This is a genomic window from Pannonibacter sp. Q-1 (assembly GCF_054073275.1).
Genome location: NZ_JBSXNB010000003.1, coordinates 786,099 through 804,551 on the forward strand (window position 1 = coordinate 786,099; position 18,453 = coordinate 804,551).

General features: G+C 63.8%; 17 protein-coding genes. 10 read left to right on the forward strand and 7 right to left on the reverse strand.

Annotated elements, in window-relative coordinates; all coding sequences use genetic code 11:
* Positions 1-301: 301 nt before the first annotated feature.
* The 8 genes from ACVNHC_RS11460 (at position 302) to ACVNHC_RS11495 (ending at position 10,127) form a co-directional block, all read left to right on the forward strand.
* Complete coding sequence (locus ACVNHC_RS11460) at positions 302-946, forward strand: hypothetical protein (RefSeq protein ID WP_457167340.1); 645 nt, start codon at positions 302-304, stop codon at positions 944-946.
* A 72-nt stretch (positions 947-1,018) separates the two neighbouring features.
* Positions 1,019-1,525 carry a ferritin-like domain-containing protein gene (locus ACVNHC_RS11465; protein ID WP_457167341.1) on the forward strand — a complete coding sequence of 169 codons (507 nt, stop codon included), beginning with the start codon at positions 1,019-1,021 and terminating at the stop codon, positions 1,523-1,525.
* Positions 1,526-1,662: 137 nt separating this feature from the next.
* A complete protein-coding gene (locus ACVNHC_RS11470; protein ID WP_457167342.1) occupies positions 1,663-2,394 on the forward strand; it encodes a PRC-barrel domain-containing protein in 732 nt (243 codons plus the stop codon).
* A 119-nt stretch (positions 2,395-2,513) separates the two neighbouring features.
* Positions 2,514-4,613 (forward strand): catalase, encoded by a 2,100-nt coding sequence (gene katE, locus ACVNHC_RS11475; protein ID WP_457167343.1) that lies wholly within the window; start codon positions 2,514-2,516, stop codon positions 4,611-4,613.
* Between the two features lie 59 nt (positions 4,614-4,672).
* Positions 4,673-5,290, forward strand: a complete 618-nt coding sequence (locus ACVNHC_RS11480; protein ID WP_186392701.1) for a cysteine hydrolase family protein — start codon at positions 4,673-4,675, stop codon at positions 5,288-5,290.
* A 319-nt stretch (positions 5,291-5,609) separates the two neighbouring features.
* The gene (locus ACVNHC_RS11485) at positions 5,610-5,825 is read left to right on the forward strand and encodes a hypothetical protein (RefSeq protein WP_119396674.1); all 216 of its coding nucleotides are present in this window, start codon (positions 5,610-5,612) and stop codon (positions 5,823-5,825) included.
* Between the two features lie 91 nt (positions 5,826-5,916).
* On the forward strand, positions 5,917-7,056 hold the full coding sequence (locus tag ACVNHC_RS11490; RefSeq protein WP_457167344.1) for an exonuclease SbcCD subunit D: 1,140 nt from the start codon (positions 5,917-5,919) through the stop codon (positions 7,054-7,056).
* Positions 7,053-10,127 carry an AAA family ATPase gene (locus ACVNHC_RS11495; RefSeq protein ID WP_457167345.1) on the forward strand — a complete coding sequence of 1,025 codons (3,075 nt, stop codon included), beginning with the start codon at positions 7,053-7,055 and terminating at the stop codon, positions 10,125-10,127. The genes ACVNHC_RS11490 and ACVNHC_RS11495 overlap by 4 nt, the downstream gene beginning before the upstream one ends.
* A 313-nt stretch (positions 10,128-10,440) precedes the next feature.
* On the opposite strand, the gene ACVNHC_RS11500 is transcribed toward ACVNHC_RS11495, so the two are convergent.
* The 5 genes from ACVNHC_RS11500 to gstA form a co-directional block, all read right to left on the reverse strand.
* Positions 10,441-12,429 (reverse strand): copper amine oxidase, encoded by a 1,989-nt coding sequence (locus ACVNHC_RS11500; RefSeq protein WP_457167346.1) that lies wholly within the window; start codon positions 12,427-12,429, stop codon positions 10,441-10,443.
* 167 nt (positions 12,430-12,596) lie between these two features.
* The gene (locus ACVNHC_RS11505) at positions 12,597-13,520 is read right to left on the reverse strand and encodes a helix-turn-helix domain-containing protein (RefSeq protein WP_457167347.1); all 924 of its coding nucleotides are present in this window, start codon (positions 13,518-13,520) and stop codon (positions 12,597-12,599) included.
* 122 nt (positions 13,521-13,642) lie between these two features.
* Positions 13,643-13,858, reverse strand: coding sequence for a tautomerase family protein (locus ACVNHC_RS11510; protein WP_019965971.1), 216 nt, complete (start codon positions 13,856-13,858; stop codon positions 13,643-13,645).
* 44 nt (positions 13,859-13,902) lie between these two features.
* Positions 13,903-14,280: a nuclear transport factor 2 family protein gene (locus ACVNHC_RS11515; protein WP_457167348.1), complete on the reverse strand. Its 378-nt coding sequence runs from the start codon at positions 14,278-14,280 to the stop codon at positions 13,903-13,905.
* On the reverse strand, positions 14,277-14,903 hold the full coding sequence (gstA, locus tag ACVNHC_RS11520; RefSeq protein ID WP_457167349.1) for a glutathione transferase GstA: 627 nt from the start codon (positions 14,901-14,903) through the stop codon (positions 14,277-14,279). Before gstA ends, ACVNHC_RS11515 begins: the two co-directional genes overlap by 4 nt.
* Positions 14,904-15,041: 138 nt before the next feature.
* Between gstA and ACVNHC_RS11525 the strand changes: the two genes are divergently transcribed.
* Both ACVNHC_RS11525 and ACVNHC_RS11530 read left to right on the forward strand, forming a co-directional pair.
* Positions 15,042-15,407: a winged helix-turn-helix transcriptional regulator gene (locus tag ACVNHC_RS11525; RefSeq protein ID WP_457167350.1), complete on the forward strand. Its 366-nt coding sequence runs from the start codon at positions 15,042-15,044 to the stop codon at positions 15,405-15,407.
* A gap of 193 nt (positions 15,408-15,600) precedes the next feature.
* Positions 15,601-16,134, forward strand: a complete 534-nt coding sequence (locus ACVNHC_RS11530; protein WP_247653282.1) for a helix-turn-helix domain-containing protein — start codon at positions 15,601-15,603, stop codon at positions 16,132-16,134.
* On the opposite strand, the gene ACVNHC_RS11535 is transcribed toward ACVNHC_RS11530, so the two are convergent.
* On the reverse strand, positions 16,086-16,481 hold the full coding sequence (locus tag ACVNHC_RS11535; protein WP_457167351.1) for a VOC family protein: 396 nt from the start codon (positions 16,479-16,481) through the stop codon (positions 16,086-16,088). The genes ACVNHC_RS11530 and ACVNHC_RS11535 overlap by 49 nt on opposite strands.
* Positions 16,482-16,802: 321 nt before the next feature.
* Positions 16,803-18,437, reverse strand: a complete 1,635-nt coding sequence (locus ACVNHC_RS11540) for an FGGY-family carbohydrate kinase (RefSeq protein WP_457167352.1) — start codon at positions 18,435-18,437, stop codon at positions 16,803-16,805.
* Positions 18,438-18,453 lie beyond the last annotated feature (16 nt).

Below are 18,453 nucleotides of genomic sequence, written 5' to 3' on the forward strand. Positions count from 1 at the left end.
AAGGTCCGGCATGCCGCCGCAGGGTGGACAGGCCGATTTTTCCGGCTTTCTCAAATGATCTGCCCGAACTCAGGAACATCCCGCCCAGCTGCCTGTTGAACCAGTCGCATGCCGGACACGGCAGGCACAGACGGAAGCAGACAGACAGGGCAGGCAAGGGCAATTAGGCCCTGCACACCTGCCATCCAAGGTCTCCGGCTTCCGTCCCATTCCGGCATGGTGCCGGACCCGGACCTTCCCTCCCGCGCTTTTTTCCAGGGCGGATCAGGGGCAAGGCCCGGAAACTCCGAAGGAGGACAAAATGCCGAGATACAACGACATGCCCGAACGCGATTCCCGTGGCCGCTTTGTGAGCGACGACGATCACCGTGGCTATGGCCGTCATAGCGGCAGCTCTCACCGTGAGCGTGACAGGTATGGCCGCTTCGTGAGTGAAGACGACCACAACGGACGCTACAGCAGCCGTCACGATGAGGATGATCGCCGCTACTCCAGCCATCGCGATGACGACTATGGCCGGGAGCACAGCCATGGTGGCTGGTTCGGTGATCCGCGCGGTCATTCCGAGGCGTCCCGCCGCGGGTGGGAACACCGCCGCGAGGATAACGGCCGTGGCTCCTACTCCCGTTCATCGAGCCGGTACGAGGACGACGATGACGATCGCCGTTCGTCCCGCGGCCACTATGACGACCACTCCCATGACCGTGGTCAGGGTGGCTGGTTCGGTGACTATGAGGGCCATTCCGAGGCCTCGCGCCGCGGCTGGGAGCACCGTCGTGGACAGGATGAGCGCGGCTCCTATGGCCGGTCCTCCAGCCGCTATGGCGACGACGACCGCCGCTATTCGCGCCATCGCGATGATGACCATGGCCACGGTGGCTGGTTTGGCGACTACGAGGGCCATTCCGAAGCCTCCCGCCGTGGCTGGGAGAACCGCCGCCGCTGACCCGGAACGCAGGGGGGTTCTCCCCCCCTGCGGCCTGCCCCACAGAAATGGCAGCCAATAAAGGAACACCTTATGGAAGAGATCCGCAAAAACTATCTCTCCTGGCTGCGCGATGCGCACGCCATGGAGGAACAGGCCCTGACCATGATGCGGGGCATGATGTCGAGGCTGGAGAACTATCCTGAGCTCAGTGCCAGGATCCGGCAACACATCACAGAAACCGAACGGCAGGAGGACGCCTTGCGCAAGCTTTTGGAAGACCGGGCTACGGACACCTCCACCGTCAAAGACGTGATGGGCAAAGTAACGGCCAGCGGCCAGGCTCTGAGCGGCATCTTTGCCAGTGATGAAGTCGTAAAAGGCGGCATGGCGAGCTACACGTTCGAGCACATGGAGATCGCTGCCTACAAAGTGCTGATCGCCGCCGCCCGTGAATTGGGTGACGAACCTGCCATCGCTGTTTTCCAGCAGATCCTGACAGAAGAGCAGGATATGGCTGACTGGCTTTTCGAGCACCTCGACGGAACCACACGGCGTTTCCTTGAGCGCAGTGCCGCTGATCTGACGGCCGGCCGCTAGGCCCTGACACACATTCCGGTGCTGGACCATCCCCGCGCAAAACACGGGGAGAGAGGCGGCTTGCGCCCGCCGTCATGTCCCTGCGCCGCAACCCTGCGCTGCCGCCGCGCTGCGGCAGTCTCACCAAGGAGATACCAATGAAAAAGCTGCTTATGACAACCATGCTGGTTTCGGCCTTTGCCGCAACCTCCGCCCTTGCCCAGACCGGTACGCAGCCGGGCACCCAGCCCGGAATGCAGCAGACGGCGCCGGGCACCGGCGCAGATACGGGCGCAATGCCGGGCTTCACCGCGCCTGAAGGCTATGCCCGTCAGGATATCGTGCTGACGGCCGATGATCTGATTGGCGCCACCATCTATGACGCCACGGGTGACTCCATCGGCTCGGTGCAGGACCTGGTGATTGACTCCAGTGCTGCCGGTGCCGCTCAGCCCCCCGCCAGCACCAGCCCGGGCGGCACGGCCGGCACGCCGCCGGCGGCAGGCACAGATACCACCACCGGAACCGGCATGTCGCCGGACAGCCAAACGGGTGGCACCGGCAGCATGCCGGGCCAGCAGGCACAGCCGGGTACTGATGGCACAACGGGCGGCGGTTCCGTGACGGGACCTTCCGGCACGGTACAGCCGACGCCCTCCCCCTCGGCCACGCCTGAGACCATCACCCACGTTCTTCTGGATGTGGGCGGCTTCCTGGGCATCGGCCAGCGCCGCGTTGCCGTGCCGGTGTCCGATCTGACGGTCTATGCCAACAACAGCGAGACCCGGGTCTATCTGCCCTGGACCCGCGACCAGATCGAAGCTCTGCCGGAATACGACCAGACCAATCCGGAGACGCTTGGCCGTCCGGCCGCCCCGCAGGCGAACTGACCCTGCGGTGCCCGCCCCCGCCCCCATCAGGGGGCGGGCATCCCGCCCTCAACTGACGCCGCCTTTCCGCAGCAATGGGAACGGCCGACCTCTTTCAAGCCAGCGAGCGGAGAAAACCGATGAGCCAGCAGCATCCACCCGCACAGTCCGCGAGGATCCATGACCAGACCCTCACCCGGGGTCAGGGCGGGGAACTTCACCAGACCCCCGAAGAGGGCATGGACATCCTGACCACGGCACAGGGCACGCCGGTTGGAGACGACCAGAACACGCTGCGGGCCGGTGCACGCGGGCCGGCGCTGATGGAAGACCAGCATTTCCGCGAAAAGATCTTTCACTTTGACCATGAACGCATCCCCGAGCGCGTTGTCCATGCGCGGGGCTATGGCGCCCATGGCTATTTCGAGACCTACAAGTCGCTTGCCGAATACACCAGCGCGGACATTTTCCAGCGCGCGGGCGAAATCACGCCCGTCTTTGTGCGGTTTTCCACGGTGGCTGGCTCGAAGGGCAGCTTCGATCTTGCCCGCGACGTGCGGGGCTTCGCCGTCAAATTCTATACGAAGGAGGGCAACTGGGACCTGGTGGGCAACAACATCCCGGTCTTCTTCATTCAGGACGCCATCAAATTCCCCGATGTGATCCACTCCGTGAAGCCGGAACCCGACAGGGCCTTTCCGCAGGCGCAATCGGCGCATGACAATTTCTGGGATTTCATCTCGCTGACGCCGGAATCGATGCACATGATCATGTGGGTCATGTCCGACCGGGCCATACCGCGCTCTTTCCGCTTCATGGAAGGCTTCGGCGTCCACACCTTCCGTCTGGTGACAGAGGAAGGCAAATCAACCTTCGTCAAGTTCATCTGGAAGCCGAAGTCCGGCATGCAGTCGGTGCTTTGGAACGAGGCGCTGAAGATCAACGGCGCCGATCCGGATTTCCATCGCCGCGACCTCTGGGAGGCCGTCACTTCCGGACAGTTCCCGGAATGGGAGCTCTGCCTGCAGCTGTTCGACCAGGATTTTGCAGATAGTTTCGATTTCGACGTGCTGGATCCGACCAAGATCATTCCGGAGGAAATCCTCGCGCCTGTCCCGGTGGGACGGCTGATCCTCGACAGGATGCCGGACAACTTCTTCGCCGAAACCGAACAGGTCGCCTTCATGACGCAGAATGTCCCGCCGAGGATCGGCTTTTCCGATGATCCGCTGCTGCAGGGGCGCAACTTCTCCTATCTCGACACCCAGCTGAAACGGCTTGGCAGCCCGAACTTCACCCACATCCCGGTCAATGCCCCCAAATGCCCCTTCGCGCATTTCCAGCAGGACGGGCACATGGCCATGCACAATCCGAGGGGACGGGCCAATTATCAGCCGAACTCCTGGGGTGAAGGGCCGCGCGAAGATCCGGTAACCGGCATCCGCACCTATCCTGCGCAGGTGGAGGGCCCCAAGCAGCGCCTGCGCCCGGAGAGCTTTGCCGATCATTACAGCCAGGCGCGGCAATTCTACCTGAGTCAGACGGCCGTGGAGCAGAAGCACATTGCAGACGCGCTGATCTTCGAGTTGTCGAAATGCGAGATGCCGGTGATCCGCGAACGCATGGTGGCGCATCTGCTCAACATCGACGGCCCGCTGGCCGAAAGGGTGGCCGGCAAGCTCGGCATCGACCCTCTGCCGGACCCGGCGGACGCTGCCGTGCCGCCGCGGGATCTGCCGCCCTCGCCCGCCCTCAGCATCTTGAAGAATGCCCCGGCGAGTTTCGCCGGACGCAAGGTGGGGGTGCTGACCTGCGACGGTGCAGACGGCACGCTGCTGCAGGAACTGAAGGCCGCGCTTGAAGCCGAAGGTGCAAAGCTTGAAATCATCGCCCGCAAGGCCGGCGGGATCACCGCAGGTGATGGCAGTTTCGTTCCCGTCACACATCTCATCGACGGCGGCCCTTCGGTGCTCTTCGATGCGGTGGCTCTGATCCTGACGCCGGAGGGGGCAGACCTCTTGGCACAGGAAGCGCCGGGCCGGGATTTCGTCACCGATGCCTTCGCCCATTGCAAGTTCATCGGCCACACATCAGGCGCAGCGCCCCTGCTTCAAACCGCCGGGATCGCCCCGGATGCTGACGAAGGCATGATGCCGCTGGAGACAGGCACAGGTGCCAGCTTTGTCGTCCGCTGCCGCGAGTTGCGGCTGTGGTCACGCGAGCGCGTGCTCCTGCCCTGAGGGGCAAGAAAGGCCCGGACGATGCCTGAGCCACGCCCACGGAAAGACCCGAGGACGCGATGAGCGGCAAGCAGGGACTGCTCCATGGCCCGCTTGGAAGCGGCTGCATCCACATCTGCGTGGACATGCAGCGCCTGTTTGCGGCCGGTTCGCCCTGGGCGGTGCCCTGGCTGGAGCGGATCGAGCCCACTGTCGTACGGCTTTGCGAGCATGCTCCGGCGCATACCGTATTTACCCGGTTCCTGCCTCCTGCATCTCCTGAAGATGCAGGAGGTGCCTGGCGGCGCTATTACCGCAAATGGCAGGACGTGACGCTGGACCGGATCGGGCGGCAGGCGGCGGATCTGGTCCCTGCCCTTGCCCGCTTCGTGCCCCCGGCCCATGTGGTCGGCAAGCAAGTCTACTCCCCCTGGCTGACCCCGGCCCTGGATGGGCTGCTGCGCAAGATCAAGGCTCACACTCTTCTTCTGACCGGTGGAGAAACCGACATCTGCGTGCTTTCCACTGCCCTCGGCGCCATTGACCGGGGGTACCGCGTGGTGCTGATCCGCGACGCGCTGTGCAGTTCCTCCGACCGCAGCCACGACGCCCTGATGGATCTGTGCCTGCGGCGGTTCGGCACCCAGGTTGAAGTCGCCCTTGCGCAGGAAGTGCTGGAAAGCTGGCGCCCCGGATAAGCCGCCCTGGACGGCACTGTCATCCATTCCACCGCCAGACAGGCGTTTATCCCGCCGGAAGTCACAGAGACCTCATTCACCGGAACATTCCCTGCCCCTTTCTGTTGAACCTCAGAGGAAGCCGCATGTGCACCGCTTCACTGTTCCAGAAAAGGAGAGGACTTCACCATGAACAACATCATCTATCTGGTCGGACTGATCGTGGTCATCGTCGCCATCCTGTCGTTCTTTGGCCTGCGGTGACAGGACAGAATTGAACGTCACATTGCCAGCTGGCCAATGCAGGCCAGGCGTAACCTTCCAACAGGGAGATCTCTTCATGCACAGCATGTCCAATCTCTGCAGGCTTGGCTTTGCGGCCCTTGCCGGGTTTGCATTCTACCGGGCAGCGACAGCGCCCGCCTACACGGGCGACTATCCGGATATCCGCAACGCCGGTCCGCAGGAGATGAAAAATCCGCCGGAAGACTGGGACAAGGTTGATGAGGAAAGCGACGAGTCCTTTCCGGCGAGCGATCCGCCCGCGAATTATTGACTGACAGGCTGACGGGCCGGGAGACGGCAGGTAGACGAAGCAGCCGGTCTGCCTTTAAACCTCATGCGTTCAAAACCTGACAGGTATACGCATGAGGATACTCCATACGGCCGATCTGCATCTCGGGCGGCAGTTCAACGGCCTGCCGCTGGAGGCAGATCATGATGCCATCCTTGGCCAGATCCTTGATGCGCTTGTGTCCAGGGATGCGGATGTCCTCGTCATCGCCGGGGATATTTTCGACCGGGCCGCGCCGCCTGCCCCCGCCGTCCGCCAGTTCAACGCCTTCCTCTCGCAGGTGGCCTCACAGAGCCGCGCGGCGGTGGTGATGATCGCCGGAAACCATGATTCCGGTGACCGCATTGCCGCGATGTCCGTCATGACCGACACACGACGCGCCCTGATCCGGGGTGTCATCAGCGCCAGCGAGATGCCGCTCGTTCTGCAGGATGCAGCAGGACCTGTGGCCTTCACCGGCCTGCCTTTCGCCTATGAGCACGCTGCCCGCGAATGTTTCAGCGACGAGACTTTGCAGAGCCCTGAAGATGTGCTGCGCGCCCAGATCGCCAGCGCCCGCAGCCATCTGCCCGAAGGGGTGCGCTGGATTGCCGTTGCCCATGCCTTTGTGGCCGGAGCGTCCAACAGCGAAAGCGAACGGCCCCTGACCCGGGTCGGAGGCATCGAGACGGTCAGCACGGAGGTGTTCACTGGCGCCCACTATGTCGCGCTCGGGCATCTGCACAGGCCGCAGGAGGTGGGAGCACCCCATATCCGCTACTCCGGATCGCCTCTGGCTTTCGGTTTCGATGAGGCAGATTGTGCGAAATCCATGAGCCTTGTCGAGCTGGATGCCGCAGGGCGGACCATGATCGAGGAAATTCCCTTCACCCCGCTGCGCCGCGTGCGCGTGCTGAAGGGAACCCATGCGGAGCTGCTTCAGGCGCCCCCCTCGGGTGATTTCATCAAGGCCGTTCTCACCGATGAGGCACCGGTCATCGATGGCATGAAGCGGCTGCGGGAGGTGTTTCCCAATGCCTGCGAACTCGTCTACGAGCGCCACCAGCGCGCACCGGAGATGAAATCCGCGAGCTACACGGTGGCAGCGGCCGACCCGGTGACGGTGATGGGCGATTTCCTGGAGCAGGTGCGGGGCAACCGCCTGTCTGAGGCGGAACTGAAGGTTCTCGGCGCCGCGCTGGAGCGCCTGCGCATGAAGGAGGACGGGCAATGAGACCGGTCAGGCTCACCCTTCAGGCCTTCGGCCCCTACCCCGGCCGGGTCACCATTGATTTCCGCAAGGCTGTCGATGCTGGTCTTTTCGGCATCTATGGCCAGACGGGCTCGGGCAAATCGACGATCTTCAGCGCCATGACCTTCGCCCTTTTCGGTGAGGCCGCCAAGGCGGAGCAGGACGCCTCCTCGCTGCGCTCGGACCACGCCGATGCGGACATGCTGACCGAAGTCGAATTTGTCTTCGACATCGCAGAGCGCCGCTACACCGCCCTGCGCCGCCCGGAACAGATGCGCCTCAAGACCCGGGGCGGCGGCGAAACCCGCAGCGCGCATGAAGCCTATCTTTTCGATGCCACCGGTCTGGAGCCGGAGGAGATTTCACAGGCGCAGCGCGGCCGCATCATCGCTGAAAAGAAGGTGCGGGATGTGGATGCGGCCATCGAGGATCTGCTCGGCTATGGTGCGCGGCAGTTCCGCCAGATCGTGCTGCTGCCGCAGGGCCGGTTTGAGGAGTTTCTGGCCGCCAAGACAAAGGAGCGGCTGGAGATCCTGCGCGAGCTCTTCGACGTCTCCCGCTATGAAGCGCTCATGGCGGATCTGAAATCGGAAGCCGAGGCTGCCGAACGGCATGTGCGCGAGGAACTGGCCCTGTCCGCCCGGCAATTGAATGCGGAGGGCTTCGAGAGCTTCGATGCACTGGACGAGGGCATCGAAGCTGCACAGACCCGCCTTGCCGGGCTCGAGCTTGCCCAGACAGAGGCGAGAGCGGAAACGGAAGCCGCCGAAAAGCGCCTGCGGCTTGCCGAAGCCCTTGAGGAGAAATTCGCCGCCGCAGATCGGGCGCAGGCACGGCTGGCGGAACTGGAAGCAGCACGCCAGCAGATTGAGACGCTGGCCGGACAGGTGCGGCAGGCTGATCTTGCGCGCGGCCTGCTCGACCCCGAAGAGCGGGTGAAAGATGCACAGGCGGAGACCGCGAAGGCCGCCGAAGCTCTGCGGCTTGCAACCGAGAGCGCCGGGAAAACCGCAAAAGCGGCGGCGGAGGCAGAGGCGGCGCTGCAGCGCGAGGAAGCGCGGTCTGATGAAGTGGAGACACTGCGACGCCAGAAGGATGACCTTGGCCGCTATGGCCGTGTTCTGGAAGCAGCTGCCGGAAGCGAAGAGACAGCCTCCGCCGCGCTGAAGGCCCAGGAAGAGGCCGCAGCCAGGCTGGAGACGGCACAAGGCAGGCTTGCCGGCCTGCGGCAGGAGCGGGACCGGGCGCAGGAATCCTTGAAAGTGCAGCGCGAGACGGAAAAGCAGCGCGCCCTTCTCGCCGGACAGCACCGGGAGCTTGACGCAAGACATGCGGCTGCATCCGCCTATGCCAGAGCGCTTGAGGAGGTGTCCGAAGCCCGTAGCGCGGAAGAGCGGCAGCGGCTTGCTCATGCAGCAGCGCTGGACAAGGCCGGACAGGCGCAGCGGGATCTTGATGCCGCTGAACAGAGCCTTTCGGGCGCTCAGGCGCTGCATCTGGCCACACGGCTGGAGCCGGGCGCGCCCTGCCCCGTCTGTGGCGCGACCGAACATCCGGCACCCGCCACGGGCGAAGCCGCAAACGCAGGGCTGGACGCGGCCTTCCGGACGGCAAAGGCCGCATGGGAGGCAGCCAGCCGCGAGATGAGCCAGGCGGCTGAAAAGCTGGCAGGCCTCAAGGCAACACGGGCGGAGCGGGAGGCGCGCCTTGCCACGCTCTCACACCCCGAAGAACCTGCGGCGCTTCTGGCCGGACGCTTGAAACAGCTGACAGACGCGCTCGCTGCGCTCGGGCCGGAAGCAGATGCCGCTTCCGCCGAAGACGGTCTTGCCGCGCTGGACCGGCAGCTTGCCGCCCTTGAACTGGAACGCGACGGGCTGCGGGATCAGTTCGAGGAAAGCCGCAACAGGGCAACGTCTGCCATCAGCGCTAGAGACAGCCAGCTTGCAGACGTGCCCGCAACCCTCAGGAGCCCGCAGGCCCTTGCTGCGGCCCTTCACAAGGTTTCGCAGGCGCTGGACAAGCTTGTGGCCGGGCGGACGGCAGCCGCTACAGCTGACCGGGCAGCACGGGAAAAGGCCCTTGCCGCCGCACGCGACCTCGAAAACGCCAAGGCGCAGCATCTGAGCTGCCAGGAGCGGCAGCAGAAGGCCGAGGAGGCATTTGGTGCAAGGCTTGCCGGAGCGGACTTGAGCCTTGAGGCTTTACAGTCTCTCAAACCGGCGATCGCAACGCTTGATGCCGACAGGCAAGCCGTCGAGGCCTTCTGGCGCGAGCACCGGAGCGCGGAAGACGCCGCCAGCGCTGCGGCGCTGGCAACCGGCGATGCCAGCCGCCCGGATACCGCCTCCTTGCGTGAGGCCCATGCTGCCTTTGCTGAAAAACTGACGCTGGCATCAGAAGAGCGCGCCGCAGCCGCCAGCCGGGTGGCCCACCTTGAGCGCGTCAAGACCTCCCTGTTTGGGATGGTCGAGAAGGCGAAAACTGCGGAGGCTGAAACAGCCCCCTTGCGGGCGCTTGCAGCTCTGGTGAATGGCGCCAACCCGCAGAAGCTGACGCTGGAGACCTTTGCCATCGGTGCCATGTTCGATCAGGTGTTGGAGGCGGCCAACCTGCGGCTGGCGCCGATGACGGCGAGCCGCTACCGGCTGGAGCGTGACATGGACGGCACGGGCGCCGGCAAGCGCGGCCTTGGCATTCAGGTCTTCGACATGCACACGGGCAAGGCACGGGGCACAGGCACGCTCTCGGGCGGGGAAAGCTTCATCGCCGCCCTCGCCCTTGCGCTTGGCCTTGCCGACGTGGTGGAAGGCGCCAGCGGCAAGGTGCGGCTCGACACGATCTTCATCGACGAAGGCTTTGGCAGTCTCGATACGGAAAACGGCTCGGGCACACTCGATCAGGTGCTGCAGGTGCTGGGCGCGCTGGTCAGCCAGAACCGGGCCGTCGGCCTGATTTCCCACGTGCCGCAGGTGCAGGAAGCCATTCCCAACGGCTTCCACATCCGCAAATCCGCCGCCGGCAGCAGCATCGAGGAACGCAGCCTGCCGTGATGATGTCCTTCCTGACGCGCGCCATCGTTTGCATGTGACGCAAGCGGGAGGAAGGCACTCTCCTTTTGCCGCAGCCGCCTCTCCCCCCTTGAGGGGGAGATGTCTGCGCAGCAGACAGAGGGGGGTAGCAGCGCTTCAGTACGGCAGGACATCTCTCATACCCGGACAGTCCGTTACCCCCCTCTGCCCCCTGCCGGGGGCATCTCCCCCTCAAGGGGGGAGAGGAGTTGGTGCCTGACTGGCAGTCCGATGGAAACATTTTCCTGAAGGGCCGGGCCCCGGAGGATTGCCTCTCCGGGGCCCGGCCCTGAACTCAGTCCTTTCTGAGCGTCAGGGCCGGATTATGGGCAAAGAAGTTGTGCGGCATGATGTGGACGGTCTTCCACTCCGTCGACATGACCGGCCAGTCCTCCATGCGGGGAATATGGTGGAAGCCGGCGGAGAACCAGGTCACGATGTCCTGCCCCATCAGGTTCCTGTCCTGCTTCACCCATTCGGCCAGCGTGTCGGAGCCGTCGCTCTGCATGGCGAACTTGCCGCCCGCATAGCGCTGCTCCGGATCATAGACCGTGTTCCAGACCGAATATTCGATATAGGCATTGCGCTTCATCGGCGGATCGTTGGCAAAGTCGAACGGCCCGTAGGCAACATTGCCGTGATGGATCATCCAGCCCGGCTCATGGCCGAGATAGCCCTCACGTGAGGGGTTCGAGATATGGAAGTAGCGCGGCTGCATGGCCGAAATCTTGTAGCGCGCCTCCAGCTCCGTATGCGGCATGTTGTGCTCGACCGTCCACATCGACTTGCGCGGGGAAGACGGGTCAAGCTTCGCAGGCACGATGTCCATGGTGGAGAAATGGTTCACCGGCTGATCGACGTCAAAGTCGATGCGGAAGTTGAAATAGTGATCGTGATTGGCCGCAACGAGGTTGGGCGCGATGAGCGTGCCGTAGGCCGTGTCCTCCTTTGCTGTCGCATCCTTCATTGAGGTTGAGACAACGCCCTTCACGGCATCAAGCCCGGTGGCCCCGACATAGATGTTGATCTGCCCGTTCTGTTGCAGGCGGTAGTCGATAAGGTAGTCGTAGTTGCCCACTTCAGAGGCGGTGCGCACCACGAGCTCCGTTGCAGGCCGCCCTTCCGCCGGAACAGGCGTCTCCGGGGTCTGGGCAAAGACCTCGAAATGCCGCCAGGCCGGATCACCGGTGTTGCGCTCGAAGACGCAGATGGCATCGGGAATGACCAGCGGCTCCCCCTTGTCATCGGCAATGGTCGCCGGAAGGAAGGTGGCGTGCTTCGGGCAGTCGATCCCGGCCCGCAGCGGGCTCAGGAACAGGCCGAAGCCATATTCGCCGCTGTCCATGTAGGTGCGCCAGTACCAGCCCTCGGTCGGGTCCATATAGGGCACGAAGACCTCGGACAGATGCGCCTGATAGATGACGGACCGCCATGTTCCCTGATCGTTGACATCAAGGTTCGAGATCACGAGGCCCGGGCGCTTGTCGATGCGGAAATTGAAGCGCCAGATGTCCCATTCAAGATGACTGCCCTTGACCGTGAAGTTCGGGCCGCCCTCCTGCGACAGCGTGGCGGGGTTGGACTGCGGGCGCAGCGGCAGGCGCGCGGCGACTTCCTCTTCAGTATAGCCCCAACCATCCTGAGGCAGCGCAATGGCTCCGGTGTCGATGACGCGCTGCACCTCCTTCTTGCCGATATCATAGATGGCGAAAAGCCCCTCGATCGGCTTGGCATAGAAGTTGGATCCGTCCGGCACCTTGTAGCAGGGCACCTTCATCAGCCGGGAGTTCGTGTATTCCTCGGTAAAGAAGTTCCCGCCCGTCAGCGGCAGGCAGAAGGCCTCTTCCGGCGTCACCCCGCGCCGGGCAAGGCCCGCCACCATCTCCGGATGGCTGAGAGCGCCCTCCAGCGCGTCGATGAACTCCGTGAAGAGCACCATCGGCTGGCCTGCGGCCTGCCCGTTGCTTTCGACCGTGCCTTGCGTGATGTTGACAACCGCCTCGCCAAAGCCGCCGGCATTGGTGAAGTAGACGGTTGCCTTGCGGTCGAGGCTGGAGCCTTCGGTCCAGGCCAGCACATCTGCCTTCGGCGGTTCCTTCAGCTCGATCAGCGGATAGAGCGTGTCATCATCCGCGACCTTCTGATCGCGCAGGATCTGGTTGATCTTCTGATATTCCTCCGCCGTCAGCCCGTCGAGCGGATGGGCAGCTGCCCCTGAGGCCCAAAGCCCCGCGCCCAGTCCCAGAGCCAATGCTCCGGACGCCAGATGTCTTGTCAGTTTCATCCGTGTTCCCTCTTGTTTTTTGCTGTTGTCCCAAGGCCGCAGATGCTGGCGCATCACGCCTTGAAAAGCTCAAGCTTCCGCACCCCGGAAGGCTTCAGGGATCCGATTGTGCAAGCGGGCTGGCCGTCAGACTTGGACGAAGCCGACAGGGCCATTGAAAAAAACCGTCAGCTGCCGTTGGCGGCAGTCCTTGGAGTTGCGCCGTATTTCCTGCGGAACTCGCGGTGGAAATAGGACAGGTCATTGAAGCCGCAATCCAGGGCAATCGAGGTGACCGTCTCGCCCGGACGGCGGCGCGCACCGGTCAGCCTTGCATGGGCAAGCTCAAGACGGCGCTCAAGCAGGCGGCGGCCCGGCGTTTCTCCAAGCGGCTGAAAATGGCGCTGCAGCGTGCGTTCGGACACATTGAGCCGCATTGCCAGTTCCCCCGGCCCGAAGGACGGATCGGACCTGTAGCGGTCGATCAGTTGCAGGGCACGGGACAAAAGCCCGGTGCCGGGTTCCGGCAGGCCGCCTGCCCGCAGGGAACTGACATAAGCGCCCAGCAGGCTGAACATCGCCTCCCCCAGTTCCGTCTGGGCACCAGAACCCGCCGACATCTTGGAAAGAACCGCCCGCATCGCCAGCCAGAGCGGATCGCTGCGGGAGATGGGCAGGCCGCCATCGCAGGCATGGCCGAAACGCCCGGCAATCTCCTCCTTCGGCAGATGCAGGGAAATCTGCCGGGACTGCACGGCGCCGTATGAGAATTCCGAGGGCCTTGCCGCATCGACCAGGACCATGTCCCCGGCCGACAGCAAGGTGGAGTGGCTTTCCTGAGCGATCCGGCAGCAGCCGCTCTCCTGTACGATCAGGAAGAAATGCTCGCCCGGCGCCTGCCGTATCGCCCGGGCATCGCGCACGACGGCCGATGCATCGAGAACAACGGCGGCCGTGTCGAATGGCCCAGTGCGGCGGCCCGAGACCGCGCCATGGATGACGCCGCCCGGCCGCCTGGTTTGCAGGGAAAAGGCGCCGCAGACCCTGTTCAGGTCCGCCTGCAGTTCCTCGACAGGCACCTGCCGGTGCTGAGGCGTCGTCAGCGGCTCCATGGCGTCCTCCCCGTTTCCGCAAAGCCCTTCAACCTGCCCAGTTCACCACAGATCGGAGGCTTTGCCTATCACCGGGCCTATCACCGGACCTGCCGCAAGGCGTACGGCCCGGAGGGGAACGCTCAGGCTGGCCCGCTGGCGAGGGTCTTGCGGTATTCGGCCACCGGAAGGCCGCCGATGCCCCAGTCTTCCATTGCCACCTCGTCAATGACAACAAAGGTGGTTGCCGGGTTCTTGTCCAGCACATCGGCAAGAAGACGGGTAACCCCTTCGATAAGGCGGGCCTTCTGGCCGGCCGTTGCCCCTTCGCGGGTGATCTTGATGTTCACATAAGGCATGGCTGCTCCTTTGAGTTTTCCCGGACAGAAAACGAAATCAGGGATCAAGGCTGGCGTTCGATGATCTGGAAGACCTTGGCGATGATCCGCCACTGCCCCTCGCTGCGCACAAGGGTCAGAAAATCCACGAAGTCCCGCTGCCCGATCGAGCAGCGCACCCGGGCAAAAGCGGTGTTGTCCCCGGCCAGATCGATGGCATCGATGTGATCGCGGCGCGGCTCGCCCCGCGACGCCGGAGACTGGCGGGCCGCGACGACCGGGACATATTCTTCCATGGTGCGGTAGAGCAGCGGCGTCTCATCGGCGGTGGCATAGATTGCCTTGGGATGAAAGACACGCTGCAGGATGCCTGTGTCGCAGAAATACAGGGCGTCGAAATAGTCCTGCAGGACTGCGGAGACTTCGTGAAAAGCCTGTGTCATGCAGCTTCTCCGTCCAGAAGGCCTTCTTCCTGCATCGCCTGCCGCACCGATGCGCGCTCCGTAATCCGGGCGAGATAGGCGGCCGCATGCGGCCATCGGGCCAGATCCACCCCGATGAAACGGGTCCAGTTCAGCACCACGGCCAGATAGGCATCTGCGACGCTGAAACGGCTGCCCAGAATGAAGCTGCGGCCATCGGCCAGCCCGTGCTCGACATCGCCGATGCGCCGCTCCAGCTGGGCTGAGGCCGCCGCCTTCTCCCCATCCGTGAGCGGCTTGCCACGGAAATAGGGACTGAATGCCTTGTGCAGTTCCGAGGCGGTGAAATTCAGCCATTCCTGCAGGCGCGCGCGCTCCACGGTGCCCGGCGCAGGCGCAAGGCCGGCCTCAGGATGGCTGTCGGCCAGAAACTGCAGGATCGCAGGGTTTTCCGTCAGCACCACACCGCCCTCGATCTCCAGCGCGGGCACATAGCCCTTCGGATTGATCTGGCGGTAGTCAGCTCCAGAGCCGGTCAGGCCGGCTTCGGTATCGACCTTTTCGGCCGTGAAGGGCAGTCCGAGTTCATGCAGCACGATCCGTGATGACATGGAACAGGCGCCGGGCTTGTAATAGAGCTTCATGAGAAGGGTCCTTGCTGTTGATGGCTGGAGGGTAGGCATTCTGGTTTCCCTTGCCAACCTGGTTTCCATCAGTTACCTGATTATCAGGTTTCTCCGCAGTAACCCCATGAACAGTCATGACAGGAGGCGGTTCCAGACATGAGCCTGAAACGCCGCAAGAACCACAGCGCACGGCCGCCCACACCCTGCGCCCTGACCGAGTGCATGGCCATCATCGCCGGGGCATGGGCGCCGAATGTGATCTGGCATCTGCGTGCCGGGCCGCGGCGGTTCAGCGAATTGCGGCTGGATATCCCGCCGGTTTCCGCCAAGGTTCTGTCGCAGCGCCTGCGTGAGCTGGAAAGCAAGGGCGTGCTCACCCGCACCATCCAGCCCACCTCGCCGCCTTCCGTCGAATATGCGCTGACGCCCCTTGGCGAGGAACTGGTCCCCGCGCTGGATGCCATCGTCACGGTCGGCCACAAGCTGAAGGCAGCCGCCGGGAACGGGGCGGATCCCGCCTGAAGGGATCAGCCCTTTGCAGCATTCCCTGCTGACAGGCCGGGCAGACAGTTGCTATTGGTTGGGGATGCAGAATGAAACCCGGTTCATCGAGTGGCAGCATCATGCGGAAGCGCCGGAGAAAGCGCCCATATTTCCGGATGGATGCCGGGACCTGCTGATCATCCGGAATACGGACGGGCCTGCAGACATCGTCTTGACCGGACTGGATTTCCGGCCCCGCATTGCCGCTCTGCGTCCCGGCGTCCGGATCACGGGCTACCGCCTGCGCCCGGGTGCTGCCCTGTCGCCCAAGGCCCTTGAGGCGGTTGCCGCCGATACCAGCCGCGCACAAGCCATCGTGGAAGAGGAATGCGGCGGGCACACCGGTCTGGATGACGCCATTGCGGCACTCGCCGCCCCTTGCGCCACCGCCGGGTCCGCCGCGCGGGATCTGGGCGTTTCCATCCGGACCATGCAGAGGCTCTTTCTGAACAGGCGCCTGCCGCCGCCGGACTTCTGGCGTCTGCTCGCCCGGGCGCGTCATGCGGCCATCCTGCTCGCCACCACTGCGCCGCTTGCGGACATCGCTGATAGATGCGGCTTCAGCGATCAGGCCCACATGACCCGGGAGCTCGTCAGGTGGTTCGGGCTGAGCCCGGGTCATCTGCGCCGCAACACGGCGGTCATCGGCCTGCTGTCTCAGCCCGCACTCGGCAACTGGACCGGCGAACAGATCTCGACAAGATAATCGTTCAAGTCGCCGGCATAGGTGGTAGTCTGCCCCCACGGCTCGTCGCGAACCTGCTGCACCGGCTTTGCCCCTGCTGCAACCGCACGGTCGAATGCCGCCTGGACATCATCTGTCTCAAAGGCGATTTCGAACACCGGCGCTTGCAGCACTGGCTTTCCAGGCTTCTTGCCGAGCTGTTTCATCAGTTCAACCGACGAAAACGCGAGTTTCGTGTCCCCTGTCGCCAGTTCCCCATAATCCCCCGATGCGTGCAGGAAGCTCCGCTTCAGACCGAACGCGCGCTCGTAGAAATCAAGCGTTGCCGCGACATCTTCGACATAAAGGATCGTATATCTCAGGATCATTCAGTTCCTCCAAGGCATGTGGTGCCAGAGGGACATCTGAACATGAGCGGCAGATTTGTCTTGAAGGATCACGCCAGGCCGGCATTTTCCCATCGGCATTTCACCGCCTGCATTTCCCCGCAGGGCCCAGTACAGCGCCTGCACCCAGCATTCGGGGCTGGACCTGCGCCTATCGGTCCAGTGAAAATCTGTTCATCGCCCCGCCATGCAAATCCTTGCCGCCGCAAAGGATCCAAACCTCGGCCGAGACGCAGAGCTTCAAACAGTTGCGCCCTGAAACATGGGGAACCATCAGGCCCGGGCCGAAGAGCACTGAACCATTCAGAAGTGCCTTATGGTTCGCGTGGCCGCCTGCAGACTGAGGAAAGCTTGATAGCGGTGTTCGTGGATCTCGGCCCAATCGCAGATAACCGGCTCGTAGACGGCATCAATGGCTGACATTGCCCCCATCGCATGGCGAATGTCGGGAAATGCCCCGGAAGCAACGCTCCCCAGCATGGCGGCGCCGAGGAGGACCGGCTCGGCAGCGGCAGGGCTCAGAACCGGCTTGCGGCACGTATCGGCCAGGATCTGCCGGACCAGCGGACTTGTACCCGCCCCGCCGCTGATGACGGCACGCTGCACCGGTGCACCTGCCCTCGCCTGCGTTTCGATGATCTGGCGCAGCCCATAGCCGATCCCGCAGAGACCGGCGATATAGAGCGCAATCAGGCTTTCGAAGTCCCGTTCCATGCCAAGCCCGGCAATGATGGCGCGGGCATGCGGATCTGCGAAGGGTGCGCGGTTTCCCAGGAACTCCGGAACGACATGCAGACCGGTGGCAAGGGTCACGGCTGCGGATGCATCGGATACCCTCTCAGCAGCCGCAGCAGCCATGAAGGCCGGGAGGGGTTTACCCAGTTCGCGCGCCTTCAGCGCCGCCTCACCGGCAGCCGGGTGGAAGGAGAGCAACTGGTCGATCGCGGCTCCCGCGGCGCTCTGCCCGCCCTCGTTCAGCCACATGCCGGGCACCATGGCGGAGTAATACGGCCCCCAGATACCGGGCACGAAGACCGGCCCGGCAGTCGACGTCATGGTGCAGGAGGACGTTCCGAAGACATAGGCCAGAGTGTCAGCCGGGTTGCCGCCGGCCCCGACCGTGCCAATCCCGCCCGCATGGGCGTCGATCATTCCGGCGGCAACCGCGGTGCCAGGCCTCAGCCCCATTGCGGCAGCAGCGTCCACGGTCAGACCGGCGCCCAGCCTGCTGCCCGGGTCCACGATATCCGTACCGATGCGGGCAAAGCCCTCGTCGGCCAGTTCACCCAGCCCGATCTTCCGGAAGTAATCACCATCCCAGCGGCGTTCATGGGCAAGATAGGTCCACTTGCAGGTGACCGTGCAGGTCGAACGGGCCAGGCTGCCTGCCGCCTTCCACGTCAGAAAGTCCGCAAGGTCGAAGAACTGCCAGGCGGCTGCGAAGGTCTCAGGGCGATTTTCCTTCAGCCACAGGATCTTCGGCGTTTGCATTTCCGGTGAAATGCGGCCGCCGGTGTAGCGAAGAACGTCATGTCCGGTTGCGTTGATGCGCTCGGCCTGGGCTATGGCGCGGTGGTCCATCCAGACAATGATGTCCCGTTCCCCATCTCCGGAAGGACCGGCGGCAAGCGGCCTGCCGCCCTCGCCCAGAACAACCAGCGAGCAAGTGGCATCAAACCCGAGCCCGGCGACATGCGCCGGATCTATGCGAGCCGTGGAAACGGTTTCACGGATGACGGCGCAAACCGCATCCCAGATCTCCGTGCTCGACTGTTCGGCGATCGAGCCGGCTTCCCGGAACAGCGAAATGTCGCGTTTGGCGGCCGACACCATACGACCACTCAGGTCAAAAACACCTGCACGGGCGCTTGCCGTCCCCACATCAATACCGATGACGTAACGCGGGCGCCCCTCGGACGGGGTATGTGCTGGTGTCATGGTTCTCTTCTCCGCG